Origin of the sequence: Peptoniphilus sp. oral taxon 386 str. F0131 (genome assembly GCF_000090945.1) — a bacterium.
GTDB classification, from domain to species: domain Bacteria; phylum Bacillota; class Clostridia; order Tissierellales; family Peptoniphilaceae; genus Anaerosphaera; species Anaerosphaera mikwangii.
Genome location: NZ_GL349422.1, coordinates 786,614 through 805,966, shown reverse-complemented (window position 1 = coordinate 805,966; position 19,353 = coordinate 786,614). Strand labels below are relative to the sequence as shown.

The window sequence follows — 19,353 nt, the reverse complement described above, 5'->3', positions numbered from 1 at the left end:
CAACTCCCTTCGCCCCCTCACAATAATAAAAGAAGTGTAAGTATGGTAAATGATGATATGAAAGAGATCTCTCCATGCACACCTCCGGTGTTTAGTCGAGATGACAGAAAAATATATCGAGATTACATTACCACCCTTGTCATTTCGACTGAAGTCCTGAAAGGACGAAATGGAGAAATCTCATCTCAATTCAAGAGATGACAGAGCAATATAAAAAACATCCATACATTATACATTACATCATACCTTTTATTTTTTTAAACTTTGCTTCATTAAACGGAGCGTATCTGAATGGTAAATCAAAGATTGTTTTATTCCTTACAACTCCTTTTTTATGGCTTAATATGTCAAATCCACTTTTTCCATGATAAGCCCCCATTCCACTGTAACCGACGCCACCAAATGGCATATGATGGTTTGCAGTCTGAAGAATTACATCATTCACGCATCCCCCTCCATAAGAAATACTGTGAATAATATAATCCGAATTTTTCTTTTCCTGTGAAAAAATATAGCATGCCAATGGCTTTTCTCGTTCTTTAATTATATGAATCACTTCGTTTATATCATCATACTCAATAACAGGCAGTAAAGGTCCGAATATCTCTTCCTTCATGATTTCATGGTTAAAATCCACATCGGGAAAAATAGTAGGTCCAATCTTTCGCTCTTTATCGTTTTTTTGACCGCCAATTACATTTTTCTCTGTTTTTATGAGATTCAATAGTCTCTCATAGTGACGTTCATTAATGATTCTCGGATATGTATCATTATTTACAGCATCAAAGTATCTTAATCCGATTTCTTCTTGCAAAGCTTTAATAAACACATCTTTTATGCTGCTATGCACCACAACATAGTCAATTGATACACATGTCTGTCCTGCATTTAATAATTTCCCCCATGCAATACGTTTTGCCGCAAGTTCGATATCTGCCGTCTCATCAATAATACATGGACTTTTCCCACCCAACTCTAAGGAAACAGGAATAAGATTATCACTTGCTGCACGCATTACAATTTTCCCCACTCTCGGACTTCCTGTAAAAAAGATGTAATCATACTTCTGATAAAGTACCTCATCATAATCAATATTTGCATCTACACAAAAAATATAGTTTTCTTCAAATGTTTCGTTAATAATTTTTTCAATAACCTTTGACGTATGGCTGCTCTCTTTTGAACATTTGATAACCGCACAATTTCCCGACACAATCGCAGCTACTAATGGTGCAATTGCCAGATTGAACGGATAATTCCATGGTGACATAATAAGTACAACACCATATGGTTCAGAATAAATATAATTTCTTGCCGGAAATGTACTGAGAGTTCCCTTTACTCTCTGTGGTCTACTCCATTTCTTCACATTTTTCAGTGCTTCATGTATTTCACCATATACCATTGCAATTTCCGTCATATACGCCTCCGCTTTAGATTTTGAAAGATCTTCATATAATGAGGAAAGGATAACTTCCTCATGGTCTTCGATTACCTTTTTCAACTTCTGCAACATCTCGATTCTATATGCAACAGGCTTTGTTGTATTGGTGTTAAAAAATTTTTTCTGTTTTTCAACAATATTTTTTAATTCTATATTTTTCTTTTCCATCATAGGTTATTTCTCCTCATTATATCTCTTTATTCTTTCACCTGCTTAAACGAATTATATCATATATTTTTCAAAAATGATTAGGTATAAAGATTTTCAAAGCGGATACATTTTCCGATTTATTGATGTTTATTTCAATTTTCTTTCCGCTTTTAAACAACAAAAACAGTAAATCAATTTGATTTACCGTTTCCTAAACTTACTATATTTATTAGGTTGTTCAGCTCTGCAAATTTGGATTTATTGATATAATTAATACTAAATTAAAGCCGAATAAAATGGAATCAGCAAATGAAGTAAAATTATCCACAATCCATAAATACCACCCATCAAAGCTCCGAGTGTCAACAATGAAATTACCATTAAATTCAAAATTATAGCCACAGCCTTATAAATCTTTGATTTAGACAAAATACAAACTATAATGCAACCGTAAAAGCCACACCACAGCCAGTTATACAAATGACCGACATTAATACCGTTAAAATCCATTAGAGTTACTATCGGTAAAATAGCACTGAGAATTATCCCGACATACTTACATCCTTTTTTCATACTCCTCCACCTCAAATTGAAATTTTTTTCTCTAAATATTTGCCGGTATTATATCATATTTCAGCTTCGTTTATAAGTTTAAACAAAAAATACGGACTTATTGTTTACTCTGTATGTTCAGAGCATATTACTTATAACTGTTTATTTTGAAACTCTATTGTATTCATAAAAGTATTTTTCTACAACATAATTTTTCGTAATAAAGTATGTGGTTTTTATTTTATGCATTTTTCGTACTCAAGTGTCTAAAACTATAACAAAAAATCTGCCGACTACACAAGCCGGCAGATTTTTACTTAACACTGTATACTTAATCTTATACTATTCGGTAAATATAGATATTTTATCTTTCTCAACATGATAGGCCGAATTGCTTAGTGTCTATCCATTCCATTGAAATAATAGACCAGAAATCTTCTGCAAGTCCGTCCAATATATAATCATATGGAATCCAGCCATAACCGTTTTGTCCCCAAGTTTTTCCCCATGAATTTCGTATCATCAAAGCTCCCTTTGTTTTCTCATTATTCTTTGTATTAATAATAACTTTATCATCATCATAGCCCACTGCCATCACAGCATGCCCCCATTCCGCCTGTTCATTTTTACAAGGATATGGAATTGAGCCCGGAGAATCCGAATTCTCAAAAGATGGAAAACCAAAAAATCCGAACACGGACGGAATACCTGCGGCTAAATATGTCTTTACATTTCTTAGAACATCTTTTTTCGACGTTCTTTTACCAAGCGGGTCATGACAGAAGTAATTAATAGCCGAGTAATGATTTGCAAGCGAATAGAGGAAAGCATCGGGTTCGCTGTCCCAATCCGGATTCACATTTTTTCCGTCAAATGTGTACGGAAAATATTTTTCATCAGGAACCCCAAACAATACGAGAGCACCCATCGCCGAACGAAGCCAAGCTCCCGAATCTCCAGTTGAAAGCATGAGCTTTCTCGTTGCTTTATATACGAATAACCTGGAACCTTCGATATGGGTTCCGTATGCTCTCTTTTGAAAATACTCCACCATGCCGACAACGGCGTTTGCCGTACAGGAACCTAAACTAAGCTGATCCTCCACAGGCGAGCACCATTCTCTAAGATCAACACTGTCGGGAAGGCTGTTTGCGATTTCCGTTTTGTTTGATCCGTTGATACCAAGTTTCATAGAAAGCTCGGATATAACAGGGTGTTCATTCGAGTAGTCTCTCATATCAGGAAGAGGAGGTAGCCAACCTGTAGTAAGCGGTTCACCGGCCTTATCGCCCATCATAAATCTTCTTTGTCTATAAAATACTTTCATAAATATAATTACCTCCTTTTAGAGCTTAATATGTTCCGGAGCTCTAATTGCCATACCTGATGATTCAATGTTTGCAATCGGATCATATTTTGACAGTTCACCAAAGTCCAATCCTGTAATTTCCTCTATGCGAGCAACGGGAACCTGATAGGTTTTGTATTCTCCATAGGCAAATTCAAGATTTTCAATCATATTTTTCTGAGTTTGAAGGTATGCAGTAGCAGACATCTCTCCATTGTCCTTAATCATAACCGCAACTTTCCAAAATTCTGCAGGTATCTTAAATTTTCCTCGATAGATCATATCGTCACTTCGAAATATCGGACCGGTGAAAACAGAGACCTTAAGGTTATGATTTTGCGCATTTTGCAAAATATAATTTTCTAAATCAAGCCAAATCTTTTGATTTAAGTTCTTGTGCTGAGGTGAGCTGTTTGTAAAATGAAAAGTGTCACTATTTGCCTGCATAGCATTATCTCCCCAAACCGGATCCAATCTTCTTACAAGGTGACCACGATCTAAATCATTTTTAGCATATAGTTCATCTCCATACTGAGCTTCTTTAGGAATTCTCGGATCGAAATTCCAACTATCTCCACTTCTTTTAATATTTTTAGCTTGATTTCCGTCTATATTTACAGCAGTGAAATAAGCAAGGCAACGCGAACGACACATTACAATTGAAAAATGTGTATAATCTAAAACATAGCTCCCATTGTTCATGCAGGAAACATCCTTCTTCATCTCGTCAGAGAGTTGCGGAAGTTCAACCCTGTGCTCCAATCCAAGAAACGTGCTGTCGTATCCCATATCTCTTTGAGAAGGAGCAGGTTTTGTAGAATCCGGCTCGCTGCAAATATCCAAGTTTGGGAAAATTTCCCTAATGAACATCTTTTCTTCTGCAGTAAAAGTGTCGAATTTCTTTGCAAAATAATTTGAAATGGAACTGATGCGAATTCCCTCATTTGCAATCCATGCATTCTTTTTATTAGGATTAGGCACTCCCGAATGATGAAGTGCTACAACAATCCATTGATCATTGAATACCGGAGACCCTGAGGATCCGGGTTCGGTATCGGTTAGATAGTGTATGAAGTCATCAAATATAGAACTGACCTTATTCTCACGGATGGTGACCGCCTTCGGTCCTCCGTTTGGATGTTGAATAATGGAAACATATTCTCCCTCAAGAACTTTTCCCTCTTCAGAAATAAGGTGAAGATGACCAAAATCTTTAGGACTTTTCTCGCTTGAAGGATTATCTTTAAGTGCAACCAATGTAAAATCAAGTTCCTCATCTGTAATAAAAAATTGTTCGGGGTTTAGGCGAAAAGAGCACGTAGTACAAGGCATAAAGTTCACATCATCTTGATAATTAAACTCAGCGAGGGAATTTAGAGCAGTTCTCATACTATCAATAACATGATTATTAGTCATCAGTACATTTTCCGAAACTAAAAATCCGGTTCCAGAACCAATAAAACTCCCTTTATCATCACGAATCTGAATGCGACATATAGAATCTCCGGAATTGATTCCCATCTGCAAGTAGGAAATTGGAAATAGATCACTTTTCCCCATAATCCGCTCCATAGCAATCGAATCATATTCATTAAGCACCTTTCTTCTTGATTTTAAAATATTATTCTTAATACTCAACTCTTCAATAGCAGTATCCCTTTTAGAATTATTTTCAACAAATCGCTTTAAAGCCTGCTCCTGAATTTGATTCTGTTTTGCTTCAAATCTTTCTTTAGAAATTTCCTTTTCTTCAATAATACCTCGCAACATAAAACCACTCCTTTCTTTTATGAACATTACTAAAAGTTAAAACAAACTTTCAATAATTTAAATAATATCTGTTTAAATTTTTACAATTTGAAAAATTCATATTGTCATATCACATAAATATTATATTTTTTAAAGATAAAATATAAATTTTTAATCAAACAATATTCCTCTTTCTATTATAATAATACTATATATTTTGCTTTATTGCAATAAACCATAAAACTTTTGAGTATAATTATTTACTTTTTTTCTCAATAATTTGATTTAATTCTACTTACAAATTATTCATATCCAAATAAAATAAACATAGAAAAAGCACATAGCTGAAAGATTTTAACCTTAAAACCATGTGCTTCGTTTACTATTCAATTATTATACAAATTAGTGTTTCTACAAATCTTCTCCAAAAAATGGCGGAAAACTTTCCAAACAATTTACTTAAATCCAACAATTCTCCTTCAAACCTACTTTTTCTCATTGTTCTTAGGCTTAATATAAGTTTTTATCCTTCCGGCTACTGAAACAGCCACATAACCCATCGTATAATTTATGAATATATCTCTATATGCAGAGGGTGCCAAAGGTTCCCTAAGTCCTGTCATCCAAACATATCCAAACACAAGCAGTAGTGTTGGAATATATACGGCAATAGCTTTAAACCAATAGTTTTTCAATTTCAAATTTTTAATCAACATGTATGCAAGAATCATGATAAATACAATAATTGCTCTATCCAATTCATGCCAATTACCATTAGGGTCTTCGTATTGCCCGTTCAAAATATATAATGCACTATTAGAAATAGTTGCAACTGTGTATAAAACAGAATAAATAAAAACCGCTTGCTTTAACCAATTATTCCATATAGATTTCATAATTCTATCTCCATAAATTCCAATTTGCTTTATTCTTTAGATTAATCATTTATATTTTTCATATCGACATTGTTCAATTACCTGATCTCCAAGCAATGTGATTGCTTTTTGAGGACATAAACTTATACATCGGTAACACATTGTACATTGTTCTCCTGAAACTGCCTTCTTATCTTTTATTTTAATATTTCCCATTGGACATTCTCTACTGCATAAACCGCAACCAATACATGCATCGCTTATTTTTAATTTATCAGTATATCCCAAAGTTTTATGATAAAACCATAATCTTTGTCCAAAGAGTCCCTTAATATGTGCTATGAACGATAGCCCCTCTTGAGGATATTTCCCACACCTGATTTGTTCTGCAACTTGTTCAATACGCTTATCTGCATTTTTAACAACTTGTCTGTTTTCTTCAATATCTTTTTTCAACAACTTACTATCACAAACAGAATCAGGCATTTTTATTTGTAAACCCCCAAGGATTTCTGCGCCATATTTCTTTAAAATTCTTGCTGTACACCCTGTTCCGTCACCGCTAAAAAGCCCCATTGTATTTACACAAAACACCTTTTTTCCTTTCCATAAAGAACTGTTTTTCTTAATAAAATCACGTACCATAAATGGAGCATTAGAAAATTGCGTCGGATATCCTAAAACAATTATGTAATGCTTCTCTAATATATGCACAATCTGCGGATGTTCTAACGGAAGACACTTTGATTTATCATCTATCAAATATACCAGTTTCTCAACACAATGTTTCGTATTTCCGGTTCCACTTAAATAAATTCCTATCACTTATGTGTTTTCTCCTATAATTTTCAATTCATCTATATCATCTAAAAATTCTATTACTTTTTTTAAATATTCCTTTGGTTTTTCAATATGAATATTGTGCATAGAATCAAATCCTTCAACTAAAATGCTACCATGAATCAACTCTTTGACAAGTTTGGCATCTTTTTCATCCATTGCAGAAATCAGAATTCCTTCTTCATTATAATAAGAAGGAGCTGTGTTTTTTGGTGGCTTTACATGAAAGATACAAGTTGGAATGTGAATTTGTTTTAACAATTCCCTTTGTTTTATGCAATTAAAAAAACTAAAATCATAGAATGTACTTCCAAACCTTAAATCATAATCACCGGTTTTATCCTGTAAATTCGCTGTCAATTGAAGTAAAGTATTAACTCCTAACTTAGGAGTATAGTACCATATAATCGGTATCTTTGTCATATCCTTTCGAAATATTTTCATTGCAGGTTTAGCCACAATTTTATTCCAATTATCTTTTCCATCCTTGTTAAACAATGCACGCATCGGATCATTGTTTAAGTAATATTCAAAGTAAGTGATATTAGGTTTTTCAGCTAAATAATTGTAAATATTTTGAAAAGTTTTATAAGAAAATGTGCTCTCTGCACGTACCTTTTCTGTTGCAAAAAACGGTCCGTCCTCTAAAATAATCGCTTTTAAATTTTCCGGATATTTAGCAGCGATATAAGCTGCAATCAACGCACCGGATGAGTGTCCCGAAATAATAGCACTTGATCCGATTTTTTCTTGTATAAACAAGGCAATATCAGACCCGATACGCTCAATATTATATAAATCAGGATTCTTACTTGATTTTCCATGTCCATAATAATCAAGTGCAAAGACATGAAAATCTTTTATCAGTTCAGGTAATACAAAGCGATAATCTTTCCAATCTACCATTTGTCCGTGCAATAATAACATAGCCGAACCATTGTTTGGACCTTCTACATAATTTATGACATTTCCATCATTCAAATAAAACTGTTTTTCTTTTAACCCTAAACTGAAAGCTCTGCTTTTTCTAAACTTCTCTCCGGAATAATCATAACTTAAATTTCTAATTGCATAGAGTACGACAAAAACAACAAGAAGCAAAAGTAATACAGCAATAATTTTTAGCATATCGGCTTTCATCTCCCAAATCTTCTTGGATACTAATCAAAACTTTGTTGCAATATCGCCATTCATAATTGCAACTCTCTTCTTTCATCTCCAAGTATGAGCAAATTATCTCCAGGTTCTATAGAAAAAATTTCTCTATCCTCTTTCGGAATAACAATTTGTCCCTTAGTTACTACTTTTATAGTTCACGCATGTAATTTTCTATCTTTTTTATTTCACATTTACCTTCCATACATAGTATGATAGGTATGCAAAATTATACTTAATTATACTATGTTAAAATTCATAATACAAGATGCCATGCTACATCTATATTTATCTTCATAGATTACACAATTGATATTTCTTATATTTCCTGTCAATAAGATTACATTTACAACATGCATAAAATATAAACCGATACTTTAATGTCGATTTACAATATATTTGAAAAAATTAAGATATTATTTGAATAAATAAGTGTGAAATTTTATAAAGACGGTATAAGTGTTAAAGCTTCACCGGATATAAAACCTGCACGAAAAAAGCACATAGCTGAAAGATTTTAATCTTAAAGTCATGCGCTTTATTTATACTATTCAATTATTACACAAACCGGAATCTATCTTCCTAAAAAGCCGACAAGCAAAGCCTGAATTGCCGATATAATAGGTATAAGTAAAAAAGGTGCTGCTAAAAAATGTTCCTTAACCGCCAAATGTTTCATCCAATTAGTAAATTCATAATCCTTGTGTCCCTCTGTCCCGGGAATGACAATCTTTTGCTTATATTTCCCCTGAAATAATAGACAGTCCAACAATAAAAAATCTCCTAAGTTTAATAAGCTCCACTGAATATATCCCATCCAAAATATGTTCCAAAAGCCAATAATTCCCGTATGTAAAAGGCTTGTTATCGAATAAATGAAACAAATTCCAACAATAATGACGGTTATTATACTATTTATATTTTTCTCTTGTTTTGTCATTTGTTCGGGCGCAGCCTTCTGAACGGCCTTTGGGTAAGAATCAAAAAAGAATCTTGGATTAATGAGTACCAAAGCGGCCACTGCTCCGTTAAAGATAGCAGCTATGGCAATACCATCAAGAATCGCCTGAATTATATCCATAAAATTCCCTCCTCTGTAAAACTCTAATTTACCAACCACAATTTGCACAAAGACTCCCGGCAAAACGATGGAAGGCTTTTAAAATAATTTACCTAAATTCAACAACCCACTTCTTCTTATTTTTAGTATCAAAACAGTATCAATCATGATACTAACATGCTGTCACTACTTTATCATTTTTCAAGTTGGATTATTCTATATCGTTTAATACTTCTCCTATATCTCCATCTATGCAAATGCTCCTACCTTCAATTTCTTGCGGACAAAATGCCTCTCCACAATTGATACACGCATATATAGCTTTTTCATTTGTCATTGTCATCTGCCAAAACGGATATTTAATGATAACAGGAGTATTTGACCCAACTCCAAATTCCAGGAATAAAACATGTTTGTTTCTATTTTTCTCAAGGAAATTGTAGTATTTTTCAGATGCTTTATGCCACCCTTCATCTTCTACAAAAGAGTCATCAGCACGAAGATTCATTGTTACATCTGAATTATCATCAGGGCATTTTGGAATGAGACTTGATGGAATTTGCATTGATATTCTTCCATCATCAGGTACTGAGAATACACCATTTTGATCTTTAACAAATCCTTGAGCTTTCATTGCTTTTATAACCCAATTTTTATTATCATAAGTCTTTTGATTTTTGGAATTAATACTTTGAAATAAGCCGAAATCTCCTTGGGTGTAGAATAATCTGTTTTTATCAAATCCTGCTCTTTGGAATTGATGGTCAACATTTGTTGTAATCACAAAGTAATTTTTATTTTCCAAAAGAGAAAGCAGCTTTCGATAAACCGGTATTGGCGGCTCAACATATCTGTTGAAGTATATATTTCTTGCCCACCACGCCCATTTTGTTTCACTATCAGGAAACGAATAAAATCCTCCTGAATACATATCTTTTATTCCATATTTTTTCGCAAAGTCAAAGAAATACTTTTCGAATCTTTCACCGCTGTAAATCATACCGGCAGAAGTTGATAAGCCTGCACCGGCACCAACTACGACAGCTTCTGCATTTTGAATTTCATTTTTCAATATTTTAAGTTGTTCTTCTTTTGTTCCTTTCCCTATAGATATACTTCCGCTGAAGCTCCTAACTCCAATTAACCCATTCTGAATTGTTTCTCTATACCCATCCTTTTTATCACAATAATTCTTCATAATATTTCTTGTCCTCATCTTTAAATACATTGAAAATTATTCTTTCCATTGAGTTAGGGTGCAGCAGCAACCACTTTTCAACTGTTTTTACAGCAATTTCTGCCGCTCTTTTATTCGGAAAGTGAAATACACCGGTTGATATACAACAAAATGCAACACTTTTTAACCCATTTTCCAAACACATATCTAAAGTATTGGTATAACAATCTGCCAAATCTTTTTCTAAATCTTCAGTAAGCACACGTGATACTATCGGACCGACAATATGAACTACCTTCTTTGCAGGAAGATTATATGCATCTGTAAGCATAGGAATGGCTGTGGGTTGTTCATAATTTCTTCCATATTTTTCTCTTAACTTATCCATCTGATGATTACACTCTTCTCTAAGCTGTATCCCTGCAAAAGTGTGAATTTGGTTGTCAATACAAGTGTGCATCGGAACAAAACATCCAAGCATTTGTGAATTCGCCGCATTAACAATTGCATCGACTTCAAGCCTTGTTATATCCCCTTGCCAAATAGATAGATTTTCTCTAATCACAGGAATATCCGACAACTTTACGATTCCTTTTTCCTTAGCACAAAAAGATAAATATTCATCTTGCACTTTTATCACTTCATCGGACATTTTTTTCGGCATACGGACATTCATAAGAGAACGGAGAATGTTCCGTTTCTCACTTATATTATTCGGAATTTCCATATTCTTATATCTATCAGAGTCAGCTTTAAATTTCTCTAAAAGATAGTTTAATCTTTGCTCTTGCATTTCATTCTTATTCATAACTTCACCTTCTTTTCACTTCATTTACCGGACAAACTGTTAAACAATTTCCACAGTATAGACAATGATTATTTCTTATACTATTTAAATATTCCTTCTAACATAATATTACTTACTGCTTTTTTTTAACTCCAGCATCTCTGATTCGATATATTCATTCATTGCAATCATCCTTTAATGTAGTTATTGTATCATATTTGGGACATTCATATAATATAAACCGACATTTTATTGTCGCATTTTTATAGATTTTAAATTTTTCGTTATATTAATGCTTCCCTATTGAAGTGAATAAAAGACCTGTTATCGTAAATTATGGAAATCCCGAATACACCGGCTAAAAAAGCATTACAGGATTGGAAGAAAAACTACCCTGACAGCCTGAAAAAAGATTATGTTCCTTTTGAAGAAAGCAATGTAAAGTTTTATAGAAAAGGTATAACCGCTAAAATTCCACCGGATATAAAATAGGCAAAGAAAAAGCACATAGCTGAAAGATTTTTAGGTCTTAAAGTTATGTGCTTAGATTTTTATACTGTTCGATTATTTATACAAAATGGAATTTGATTTATAGTTATGGTTCAGGCAGGTCATTTACCTGCCAAATAACATAAAACTAAAATTTATTTCATAAATTCTCTAGTTTCAATGATTTCCCCGATAATCATATAATGCGGTTCCCAATCATCTTCCGTTCCATCAGGTGTGACGTTGGGATACACTTTCGGTTGCTCTGCATAATATTCTTTAATCTCATCAGCCAAATCATCCTTGGTAAACTGATGCATATATAATTTACGACAAAGAAGTGTGAGTTTTGCTTCTTCATAAGTTATACCCTCACCAACAGCAACAGGTGTCAACCCCGCCCCCATCACTTTGTTCTCGTTGTATCCTGAGTGTGAACCCATATATACCAGTGCTCTTTTATATTCTTTACCATAGAAGCTAACTGTAAACATATCATACTTCTTTAATAATTCACCGGTGTATCGTGCAGGATGGATATAAACTGTAACAATCGGCCTGTTTTTTCCCACATGATTCCAAATATTCCCAAGACTCCCCCATGAAACCGTACAGGAATTATAATCAGATTTATTTCCTGCAGTAACAAGTGCCCAATCCTTATTAAACATCTCAAAAACTTTATAATCTTTCTGCTCAAATTCCATATTTATCTACCTCTACAAATTACCACTTTTTTCTTTTACATACTATCTTACAATTTCAATTTGCTTTTCTCGATTTAATCCTTTATAGATGCTATTACTATCTTATTTCCACTCTTTTTTTCTACCATTCACTGTGTCTAAAAGTGTTTAAATGGCATACTTTCCATTCTTTAAGCACTGGAAAAAATTGTCTAATTTAAGCTCTTTTTTAAATTATTTTACCCGCTCCAGTACCAGTTCCAATCGTCCACCTAATTATTTCTTTTTATCTTTAGGAAGATAATCCTTAATATCATTTACAAAGAAAGCCAAAATATCCCCTTGTTTTAATCCACTCTTTTTTTGTCCCATGTCTTTTCTAATTTCAAAAATAATCTCTTCAAGTATAAAAAGATTATCAGTTGGATTATCATTTTGTTCTTGGCTTATCTTACGAAAAGCAAGCCACTTTCTAATTACCTTGCTCGAACCCCATAGTGTTAATTTTTTAGAAAAACTAAATATATCATCTAACATTTCCTTATCATTATGTTCTTTGTTTTCCTTAACATTCTCTTGTATTTTATACACCATCTCAATAAATTCTGAATATGGTTCTTCCTTTTTCTCATACAAGTATCTTTTTATATTTTGTCGATACTCTATTATTTTAGATACTATCGAACTAATCACAACGCCCAAAATTGATACACTACCAGTTATCAATGCCACAATAACAACGGCATCCATATTACTCAATCTATTAACAAAACTTTCTACATAGTCTATGAATAATCCTAACAGCCAAACAATAATATATCCTATTATTGCTAACGTTAATATGCCTATAATTATATCTTTAATAGAACTCAATTTGTTTTTATTCAACTTATCATCTCCTTTTCAAGCTCCTCTACTCCCACTCTTCTTTTTCTACTGTTCACTTCATCCAAAACTATTCAAAATAAAGGCTTTTCGTTTGTTATGTGCTGGGAAATTTGTTTAATTTAAGCTTGTTTTTAGATTTTTTTACCCGTTCCAGTCCCAGTTCCAGTTAAATAGAATTAAATACATTTTTTAAATCTTGGATTAAGGAAGAACAATGCATTTCTAATTCTTCTTTGTTTAGTTGATCTATCTTCTTAAATCCAGACCCTCCGATAATCCCTCTGAATTTTTTAATCAATTTTTTTGTAAAACCATATTTTCTAACATATTCGAATTTTTCATTATCGGATAATGAACTTATTTCAAACTCATCCAATCTTTTTTTCTTCCTACCATCCAAGCAATTATTAATTTCTTCTTTATTGTCATTTATAAATTGTATTTTTCTTATAGCAAACTCTTCATCTGTCATATTATTTTTTAATAAATCTTTTTCAAATGTATAACACTCTAACATACAGTAATTAGTTAAAATAATTTTATTATTCATATCGTCCACATTTAATTCTTTGTCATGTTCTATTATTTCTGATACGATTTTATTTTTAATATCTTGAGATTCTCCTCCATCCGAATCTGCAATATATACACTTTTCGAATTTGTATTAATATACTTTAATACACTGCAATTTACAGCCATTTGTAGTTTACTTACACTTGTCATAATCATGAATTTTGAGCTGCATTCAGCACCAAAAATTTTATTAATCAGATATTCATATGCCTTCTGATCTTCTTTTCCTTCAACAAAAATAAGATAATCTTTACCTAAAAGATAAGTAATATCATACCCTAATAATTTCATTGCCTCTAAACTAGAGTCTATTCTATGGATTCTAGTAACCGGCAAAGCATTTTTAGTTTCATTTTCTCTATAAATTTTAAACAAAGATCCTTTCTTGAAACTCACAATCGACATATGAGAGTGCGTCGTTACAAACACTTGGTTATCCCTAGCAATATCACAAATAAATCTTGACATTTGTTTTTCTAATTTAGGATAAAGATACAATTCAGGTTCCTCTAGTAAAAATAAAACTGGCTCTGCTTTATCTTTCTGCATTTCTAATAATGTTTGTAACAGGACTATCTTATACATACTTCTTGTTCCAGAACCAACCGATTGAAAATCAATATTAGAATTTATATTAGAAAACTTGAAATTTGTTTTTATGTTTATGTTTTCAAAAAGCCGGTTTGAAAATTGCCATTCTATTTCCACATTATCATTATATGTTTCCTTAAAGTTTCTATTAAGCTCAGCAGTTACCTTTTGTGCTTCAGTTTGAATTTTTTTTAATAAATATTGATTAATTTGTGGAATTGATAATTCAGAAATAGGAGTTTCCTCAACTGTCTTATTTTCCAAATCTCTTTTAACATTCATAGAGGGTAACAACAAATTAAACAATTTATTAGTTGTACTGTCTGTTTTACCTAATCCTTCTTCATTGAAATTTCTTTCATCGTGCAAATATGCATACCTAGGTTGAATAATTCTTTTAATCTGTATTATTTCTTTTTCCTTTAGTTTTATTTCTTCATTTTCTTTAAAATCATAAGTTGTTAGGTGAATACTATTTCTAACACTGCCATCTTCTCTATAATATATTACTTTAAAATATGCTGATGTACTGTTCCTTCCAAATCCCCACTCTTTTTTTATATTTTGTCTTAAATCATTTATATATGATTTGCTTTCTTTATTTCTAGTCCTTTGACCTTTAGAATTCTCAAGTGCATTAGCATACCATAATGGCTTATTCTCATTTAATTCTAAATCATACAATATTCTCTTAATCTCTAAATCATCAAAATCTAATCCGATCCCTATAACAATTTCTTCTTCACGATTTCCATCTTTATCAAATCTAAAGTCTGAATCTTTTACATTATATTCCCCTAAAAAAGCTAAAACAGCAGATAATATAGAGCTTTTTCCTGAACTATTTTCGCCTATTAGTCCTAAGGAATTAGAAATATTATTAATTTCTATTTTTTTAATGGATCGATAATTTTTAATTAATAATTTATTTATCATATTAAAACTCCTAAAACTTCATCTTACTATTAGATAAACTATTAGAAACATCTTCTAAAAACATACCCTTAAGTTCTTTATTCATTCTATCATCTTCCTTCTTTTTCTACTGTTCGCTTCATCCAAAACCGTTCAAAATAAAGACTTTTCGTTTGTTTTGTATTGGAAAATTCACAATTTAATCTCGTTTTTAGATTTTTTACCCATCCTAGTCCCAGTGTTGTATCAAATCAAGAAAAACTATGAGAAATATATGTGTAAGAAGATAGATAGGTGACTATCTACTTTTTATAATAAATGGTCTTCTACTTTCTTGGAATTTCCTTTCTTTCGTTCCATTATTCTTACACAGTCCCTATCATTTCTTCTGCTGACATATCCAAAATTTATTAAAGCTTCTCCTACCTGCTCTTTATAAAAATTATTCAATGCCGGTCTCTTGTTATTCCATACATCTACTAATTCTGCAATATCGTCTATACTCGAGAAAATTTCTGCTAATTCATCTTTATTAGCGTTACCTTTTATCTTAATTACAGCAATATCAATTTTTGAACTGACCGAAACATCTGGTCTAGAAAGAGTTAGCTGAATAAAATCAGGATTAAGATTTTCTTCTCTAATTTTGCTGAACTTATTATTCGAATCTAAGTATTTTATAAATTCATACTTGAGTTTAAAACTTTTAAAGTTTTTGCATATATAATTTATGTTAACATCAGACAAACCTCGCTCCATTACATATTCAATAACTGATACTTTTTCGAAATCAATTTTCTCAATCAGTACATCATCAATTATCACGCTTATCAATTTATTTGCATTTTCATCTGAAATATTACTGTTAACAAGTTCATATATTAACGCTGGTGTAGTTGTTAAACCTAAAATCATAGCAACAGCTTGATCTTGTTGCCCATTCAATTGCATATTAACAAGTTTTACTATCTCGTGATTAAATTTGTTGTTTAACAAAACATTAAGATTTTCATTAGTTAGTGAAACTAATTTTTTATTAATTAGTTTCATAACTCTTTCTTTACCAATGGTTTCATCAATATTGTCAATTTGCTTATTTGCACACTTTAAAGCATACTCAAACACTTGCTCACTAACAAAAGAGGTATTTATAAACGAATTGCTAATCGCTATATTTCCCGACAATATTTCTTCGTAATTATAATCATTAATATTTTGATCGAAATACTTTGTAAACGCTTCATCATATTCATCAATGGATTTCCAGTAATTATTAATATTGTCTAAGTTAAACAACATCTTATTTCTAGCGATTAATGCCTCTATTAAATAAATATTCTGTTTCAATTCCTCTATTTTACTAATATCTGAAACAATTATTTTATTTCGTTCAATATATTTTAACTTGTACTCTTTGGATAAATTAGAGTTCATTATTTTAACTACGATATGTTCATTATTTCGGTATGCTTCATTCATTATATTTTCATCTATATATTGTCCAACAAATTTAACAAAATTACTTTCTAAATATTCTTTTGTTGAAGCAAGCGAATCAGAAGTAAAAATATCACTTAAAAGATTTCCATAATCACTCTTTAGTCCTAATACTTTCTCAGTAATATATGTTATATTTTTTACATTTAGCCTGTAAGCTTGAGTCTTTTCAATTTCTTTAATTCTTTCTGTGTTTGCTTCCGACTCAGCAATATCATAGAATTTTATTTCTGCTAAAGAGATATTGTTTATAAATCTTTCAAATTCATCATTGCTAATTAAAGATACAACATTCTCATTTTGTTCTATATATGAACTAAATAACTTTAAAGTATCTATATTTGTATAAATGTGTGTACAAATCGACATAAGCAAATTACCAAAAGTAATAGAATTTTTAATCATGCTTTCTTCCAATATCTCAACAAGTTTTTCTTCATTAGTTCCCATAATTATGCTTACAAATTTTTTGATTGTTTCATATTCGTATGCATCTAAAATAGGCATTAGTGACTCATAATTGTCGTTTTCTCTTACAGAAGCGATTATTGCAATCAATTCATCCTCACTACTTGATATGATGCAAGATTCCAAAAGTTTTTTATTAAGAATGTTGAATCTATGAAAATCCTCCATATCCAATCTATTTTTTACTTCCATCGGATTTTCTAAATCAAGAAAAACGTCTTGTTCTTTAGATTCTAATAGATTTTTTATAAAAATTGTGTCATTTTTTCCTAAGCTTCCTTGATAGAAACAACCTTTATAATGCCAATACGTTTCATCTATTAATCCTTGCATAACCAAAAAACGAATCAAAGGGAAATAGTGGTTTTGTGTAATTATATCTTCTGTTTCTGTAAATACTTGGTTTACTTCGCTAGCTTTTAGTATTTTCAACTGATCTTTTACGGAGTACAAACTTATTTCTCTCATCTGTTTTCAAGAGAGTTCTTTTCTTGCAATAGCTCTTGAATACGAGATTGACGATTTTCTGGCAAACGATCCACTACATCCTTTCTCTCCTGTGTCGTTAAAACAAACTTTTCAATAAATGTCTTATAATTAAAATCATCCCAAGTGGAATTATTCCCAGTATAGAGATAACTTATTCTAAATGAACAATCTGGATTCAATGACTTATCCTTTAGAAATTCTGCCCACGAAGAGCTGTTATCATATTCATATCTGCATACATTAGGTGAAACCATTGATGCCATTGCTTCAAATTTGCTATTTTTATCTCGCCCATTAAGAAAATTTAACTCATCAGAGACATCTTTCAATCTATCATTTAATTCACTCTTAGCTTTAATCTTATACTTCTCTGAATTCTCAAAAATACTATGGATGTAGCCTTTATCTTCTTGCAATAAGTCAAACTCTCTAGGAAAAATATTCTTTAAAACAATCAATGCCAGAAGCTTATTTGCATCCAATTCAAGTTCTTGAATTGCTATAATATTTTCATAAACTAGATATTCATTTACAATATTTTTCAACAAACGCATATCATCGATATAAAGCGATATTTTCGCTATAACTTTTTTATCAGGCACATTAGTTGCGACTTTTATAGCTTCATTTAATTTATTTTCTGAGTTCTTTGAATCAATCACCGGAACAACAGGAACTATAAAATCAAAAAACTTTGTTCTGTTTTTTGATAGGAATAACCCATCACGCAACATATAAACAAATCTTATGTTTTTCTTTATCTTGCTATCTTGCATTGATAAAAATGAGTTTAGTAAAAAATTTAATTCCCTTAACTTCGTGAATATCTCAACATTATCATAACGATCTAGATCTTCAAACACTACAATTTCCGTACCTGAGCAATCCAAAAGATATACAATTTCTTTCATATCTCTCTCTAAGATCGTTTCATCTCCATAATCTAACTCATTAAAATTTGCTTCAGCTCCCTTTACATTTATCTTTGATAAATGTAAACGATTAGAATTGAAAAATTTATAACTCCAATACATGATTGGATATAAAATTAAAACTGTTGAAATTATAGTAATTTTTCCTATTCCAATTGGATATAAAATTAAAGCTGGGGAAAGGACATCTTTGGACATCCAAATTCCAATCGATAACATAAAAGATATGATTGGCAATATATTTTCCAATATTGAAATTACATCTTTATTCTTCTTGAATGCGTACTTGCTTAAAGGAATATTTTTTGGTTCAACCTGCGATAGTATCTGGTTAATTATCTGTCGCTCAATTCTATTATTTTCATTTTTATCTGTGTTAGGACTTGAGATTTCGACTACTTTTCTATTATTATCTTTTGATTTTTCTTCAAGTTCATCTTCATTATCTAAAGAGATATCATCTTTATATTTCCCTAGCGAAACTGTGATGATATTTTTTAATTTTCTTTCTTTTTCATAAGTTTTCCATACAGTACTTTTCCCTGCACCATATATACCAGTAATAGCGATATTTTTTATATCGCTATTACCCAAAGCATAATCAAGTGCTTCTGTATATATTTGCTTATTTTCATTTAGCACTTCCGAGGTAAGAGCATTAAACTTATTTTTTTCATTTTCCATAAA

The 19,353-nt window shown here is 31.4% G+C and carries 18 protein-coding genes; 1 reads left to right on the top strand and 17 read right to left on the bottom strand.

From position 1 onward, the window contains the following. Nucleotides 1-235 precede the first annotated feature (235 nt). The 12 genes from HMPREF0629_RS03840 to HMPREF0629_RS08180 form a co-directional block, all read right to left on the bottom strand. Complete coding sequence (locus HMPREF0629_RS03840; RefSeq protein WP_039856588.1) at nucleotides 236-1,615, bottom strand: aldehyde dehydrogenase; 1,380 nt, start codon at nucleotides 1,613-1,615, stop codon at nucleotides 236-238. 255 nt (nucleotides 1,616-1,870) lie between these two features. Then, on the bottom strand, nucleotides 1,871-2,167 hold the full coding sequence (locus tag HMPREF0629_RS03835; protein WP_009222054.1) for a hypothetical protein: 297 nt from the start codon (nucleotides 2,165-2,167) through the stop codon (nucleotides 1,871-1,873). 352 nt (nucleotides 2,168-2,519) lie between these two features. Further along, nucleotides 2,520-3,338 carry a C1 family peptidase gene (locus tag HMPREF0629_RS03830; RefSeq protein WP_255263844.1) on the bottom strand — a complete coding sequence of 273 codons (819 nt, stop codon included), beginning with the start codon at nucleotides 3,336-3,338 and terminating at the stop codon, nucleotides 2,520-2,522. Between the two features lie 153 nt (nucleotides 3,339-3,491). After that, nucleotides 3,492-5,264 (bottom strand): DNA/RNA non-specific endonuclease, encoded by a 1,773-nt coding sequence (locus tag HMPREF0629_RS03825; RefSeq protein WP_039856587.1) that lies wholly within the window; start codon nucleotides 5,262-5,264, stop codon nucleotides 3,492-3,494. Between the two features lie 464 nt (nucleotides 5,265-5,728). Continuing rightward, entirely contained in the window at nucleotides 5,729-6,139 is a 411-nt protein-coding gene (locus tag HMPREF0629_RS03820) for a DUF6608 family protein (RefSeq protein ID WP_009222051.1), read from the bottom strand. A gap of 45 nt (nucleotides 6,140-6,184) precedes the next feature. Then, nucleotides 6,185-6,943, bottom strand: coding sequence for an EFR1 family ferrodoxin (locus HMPREF0629_RS03815; RefSeq protein WP_009222050.1), 759 nt, complete (start codon nucleotides 6,941-6,943; stop codon nucleotides 6,185-6,187). Further along, a complete protein-coding gene (locus tag HMPREF0629_RS03810) occupies nucleotides 6,944-8,086 on the bottom strand; it encodes an alpha/beta fold hydrolase (RefSeq protein ID WP_009222049.1) in 1,143 nt (380 codons plus the stop codon). A 62-nt stretch (nucleotides 8,087-8,148) separates the two neighbouring features. Continuing rightward, the gene (locus HMPREF0629_RS08135) at nucleotides 8,149-8,238 is read right to left on the bottom strand and encodes a hypothetical protein (RefSeq protein ID WP_255263843.1); all 90 of its coding nucleotides are present in this window, start codon (nucleotides 8,236-8,238) and stop codon (nucleotides 8,149-8,151) included. A 449-nt stretch (nucleotides 8,239-8,687) separates the two neighbouring features. Next, entirely contained in the window at nucleotides 8,688-9,194 is a 507-nt protein-coding gene (locus HMPREF0629_RS03805; RefSeq protein WP_009222048.1) for a hypothetical protein, read from the bottom strand. A gap of 190 nt (nucleotides 9,195-9,384) precedes the next feature. Next, on the bottom strand, nucleotides 9,385-10,371 hold the full coding sequence (locus tag HMPREF0629_RS03800) for a hypothetical protein (RefSeq protein ID WP_009222047.1): 987 nt from the start codon (nucleotides 10,369-10,371) through the stop codon (nucleotides 9,385-9,387). Then, on the bottom strand, nucleotides 10,355-11,158 hold the full coding sequence (locus HMPREF0629_RS03795) for a protein-ADP-ribose hydrolase (RefSeq protein WP_009222046.1): 804 nt from the start codon (nucleotides 11,156-11,158) through the stop codon (nucleotides 10,355-10,357). Before HMPREF0629_RS03795 ends, HMPREF0629_RS03800 begins: the two co-directional genes overlap by 17 nt. A gap of 4 nt (nucleotides 11,159-11,162) precedes the next feature. Then, nucleotides 11,163-11,237: a 4Fe-4S binding protein gene (locus HMPREF0629_RS08180; RefSeq protein WP_083763158.1), complete on the bottom strand. Its 75-nt coding sequence runs from the start codon at nucleotides 11,235-11,237 to the stop codon at nucleotides 11,163-11,165. A 236-nt stretch (nucleotides 11,238-11,473) separates the two neighbouring features. Between HMPREF0629_RS08180 and HMPREF0629_RS08080 the strand changes: the two genes are divergently transcribed. Continuing rightward, the gene (locus tag HMPREF0629_RS08080) at nucleotides 11,474-11,629 is read left to right on the top strand and encodes a hypothetical protein (protein WP_009222045.1); all 156 of its coding nucleotides are present in this window, start codon (nucleotides 11,474-11,476) and stop codon (nucleotides 11,627-11,629) included. A gap of 152 nt (nucleotides 11,630-11,781) precedes the next feature. Here the strand turns inward: HMPREF0629_RS08080 and HMPREF0629_RS03785 are convergent, their stop codons facing one another. The 5 genes from HMPREF0629_RS03785 to HMPREF0629_RS07815 all read right to left on the bottom strand — a co-directional run bounded on the left by HMPREF0629_RS03785 (nucleotide 11,782) and on the right by HMPREF0629_RS07815 (nucleotide 19,350). Next, nucleotides 11,782-12,333: a flavin reductase gene (locus tag HMPREF0629_RS03785; protein WP_039856583.1), complete on the bottom strand. Its 552-nt coding sequence runs from the start codon at nucleotides 12,331-12,333 to the stop codon at nucleotides 11,782-11,784. Nucleotides 12,334-12,588: 255 nt separating this feature from the next. Continuing rightward, the gene (locus HMPREF0629_RS03780; RefSeq protein ID WP_009222043.1) at nucleotides 12,589-13,200 is read right to left on the bottom strand and encodes a hypothetical protein; all 612 of its coding nucleotides are present in this window, start codon (nucleotides 13,198-13,200) and stop codon (nucleotides 12,589-12,591) included. A gap of 166 nt (nucleotides 13,201-13,366) precedes the next feature. Further along, entirely contained in the window at nucleotides 13,367-15,301 is a 1,935-nt protein-coding gene (locus HMPREF0629_RS03775) for an AAA family ATPase (protein ID WP_009222042.1), read from the bottom strand. 288 nt (nucleotides 15,302-15,589) lie between these two features. Beyond that, nucleotides 15,590-17,713, bottom strand: a complete 2,124-nt coding sequence (locus HMPREF0629_RS07820) for a hypothetical protein (protein WP_050747991.1) — start codon at nucleotides 17,711-17,713, stop codon at nucleotides 15,590-15,592. Next, entirely contained in the window at nucleotides 17,710-19,350 is a 1,641-nt protein-coding gene (locus HMPREF0629_RS07815) for a hypothetical protein (RefSeq protein WP_050747990.1), read from the bottom strand. The genes HMPREF0629_RS07820 and HMPREF0629_RS07815 overlap by 4 nt, the downstream gene beginning before the upstream one ends. Between the last annotated feature and the right edge of the window lie 3 nt (nucleotides 19,351-19,353).

Coding starts and splice junctions, on each gene's coding strand:
- HMPREF0629_RS03805 (WP_009222048.1), bottom strand. CDS start 9,194: ATGGATATAATTCAGGCGATTCTTGATGGTATTGCCATAGCTGCTATC.
- HMPREF0629_RS03830 (WP_255263844.1), bottom strand. CDS start 3,338: ATGAAACTTGGTATCAACGGATCAAACAAAACGGAAATCGCAAACAGC.
- HMPREF0629_RS03840 (WP_039856588.1), bottom strand. CDS start 1,615: ATGATGGAAAAGAAAAATATAGAATTAAAAAATATTGTTGAAAAACAG.
- HMPREF0629_RS08080 (WP_009222045.1), top strand. CDS start 11,474: ATGGAAATCCCGAATACACCGGCTAAAAAAGCATTACAGGATTGGAAG.
- HMPREF0629_RS03820 (WP_009222051.1), bottom strand. CDS start 6,139: ATGAAATCTATATGGAATAATTGGTTAAAGCAAGCGGTTTTTATTTAT.
- HMPREF0629_RS03825 (WP_039856587.1), bottom strand. CDS start 5,264: ATGTTGCGAGGTATTATTGAAGAAAAGGAAATTTCTAAAGAAAGATTT.
- HMPREF0629_RS07815 (WP_050747990.1), bottom strand. CDS start 19,350: ATGGAAAATGAAAAAAATAAGTTTAATGCTCTTACCTCGGAAGTGCTA.
- HMPREF0629_RS03795 (WP_009222046.1), bottom strand. CDS start 11,158: ATGAATAAGAATGAAATGCAAGAGCAAAGATTAAACTATCTTTTAGAG.
- HMPREF0629_RS03800 (WP_009222047.1), bottom strand. CDS start 10,371: ATGAAGAATTATTGTGATAAAAAGGATGGGTATAGAGAAACAATTCAG.
- HMPREF0629_RS03810 (WP_009222049.1), bottom strand. CDS start 8,086: ATGCTAAAAATTATTGCTGTATTACTTTTGCTTCTTGTTGTTTTTGTC.
- HMPREF0629_RS03835 (WP_009222054.1), bottom strand. CDS start 2,167: ATGAAAAAAGGATGTAAGTATGTCGGGATAATTCTCAGTGCTATTTTA.
- HMPREF0629_RS07820 (WP_050747991.1), bottom strand. CDS start 17,713: ATGAGAGAAATAAGTTTGTACTCCGTAAAAGATCAGTTGAAAATACTA.
- HMPREF0629_RS03785 (WP_039856583.1), bottom strand. CDS start 12,333: ATGGAATTTGAGCAGAAAGATTATAAAGTTTTTGAGATGTTTAATAAG.
- HMPREF0629_RS03775 (WP_009222042.1), bottom strand. CDS start 15,301: ATGATAAATAAATTATTAATTAAAAATTATCGATCCATTAAAAAAATA.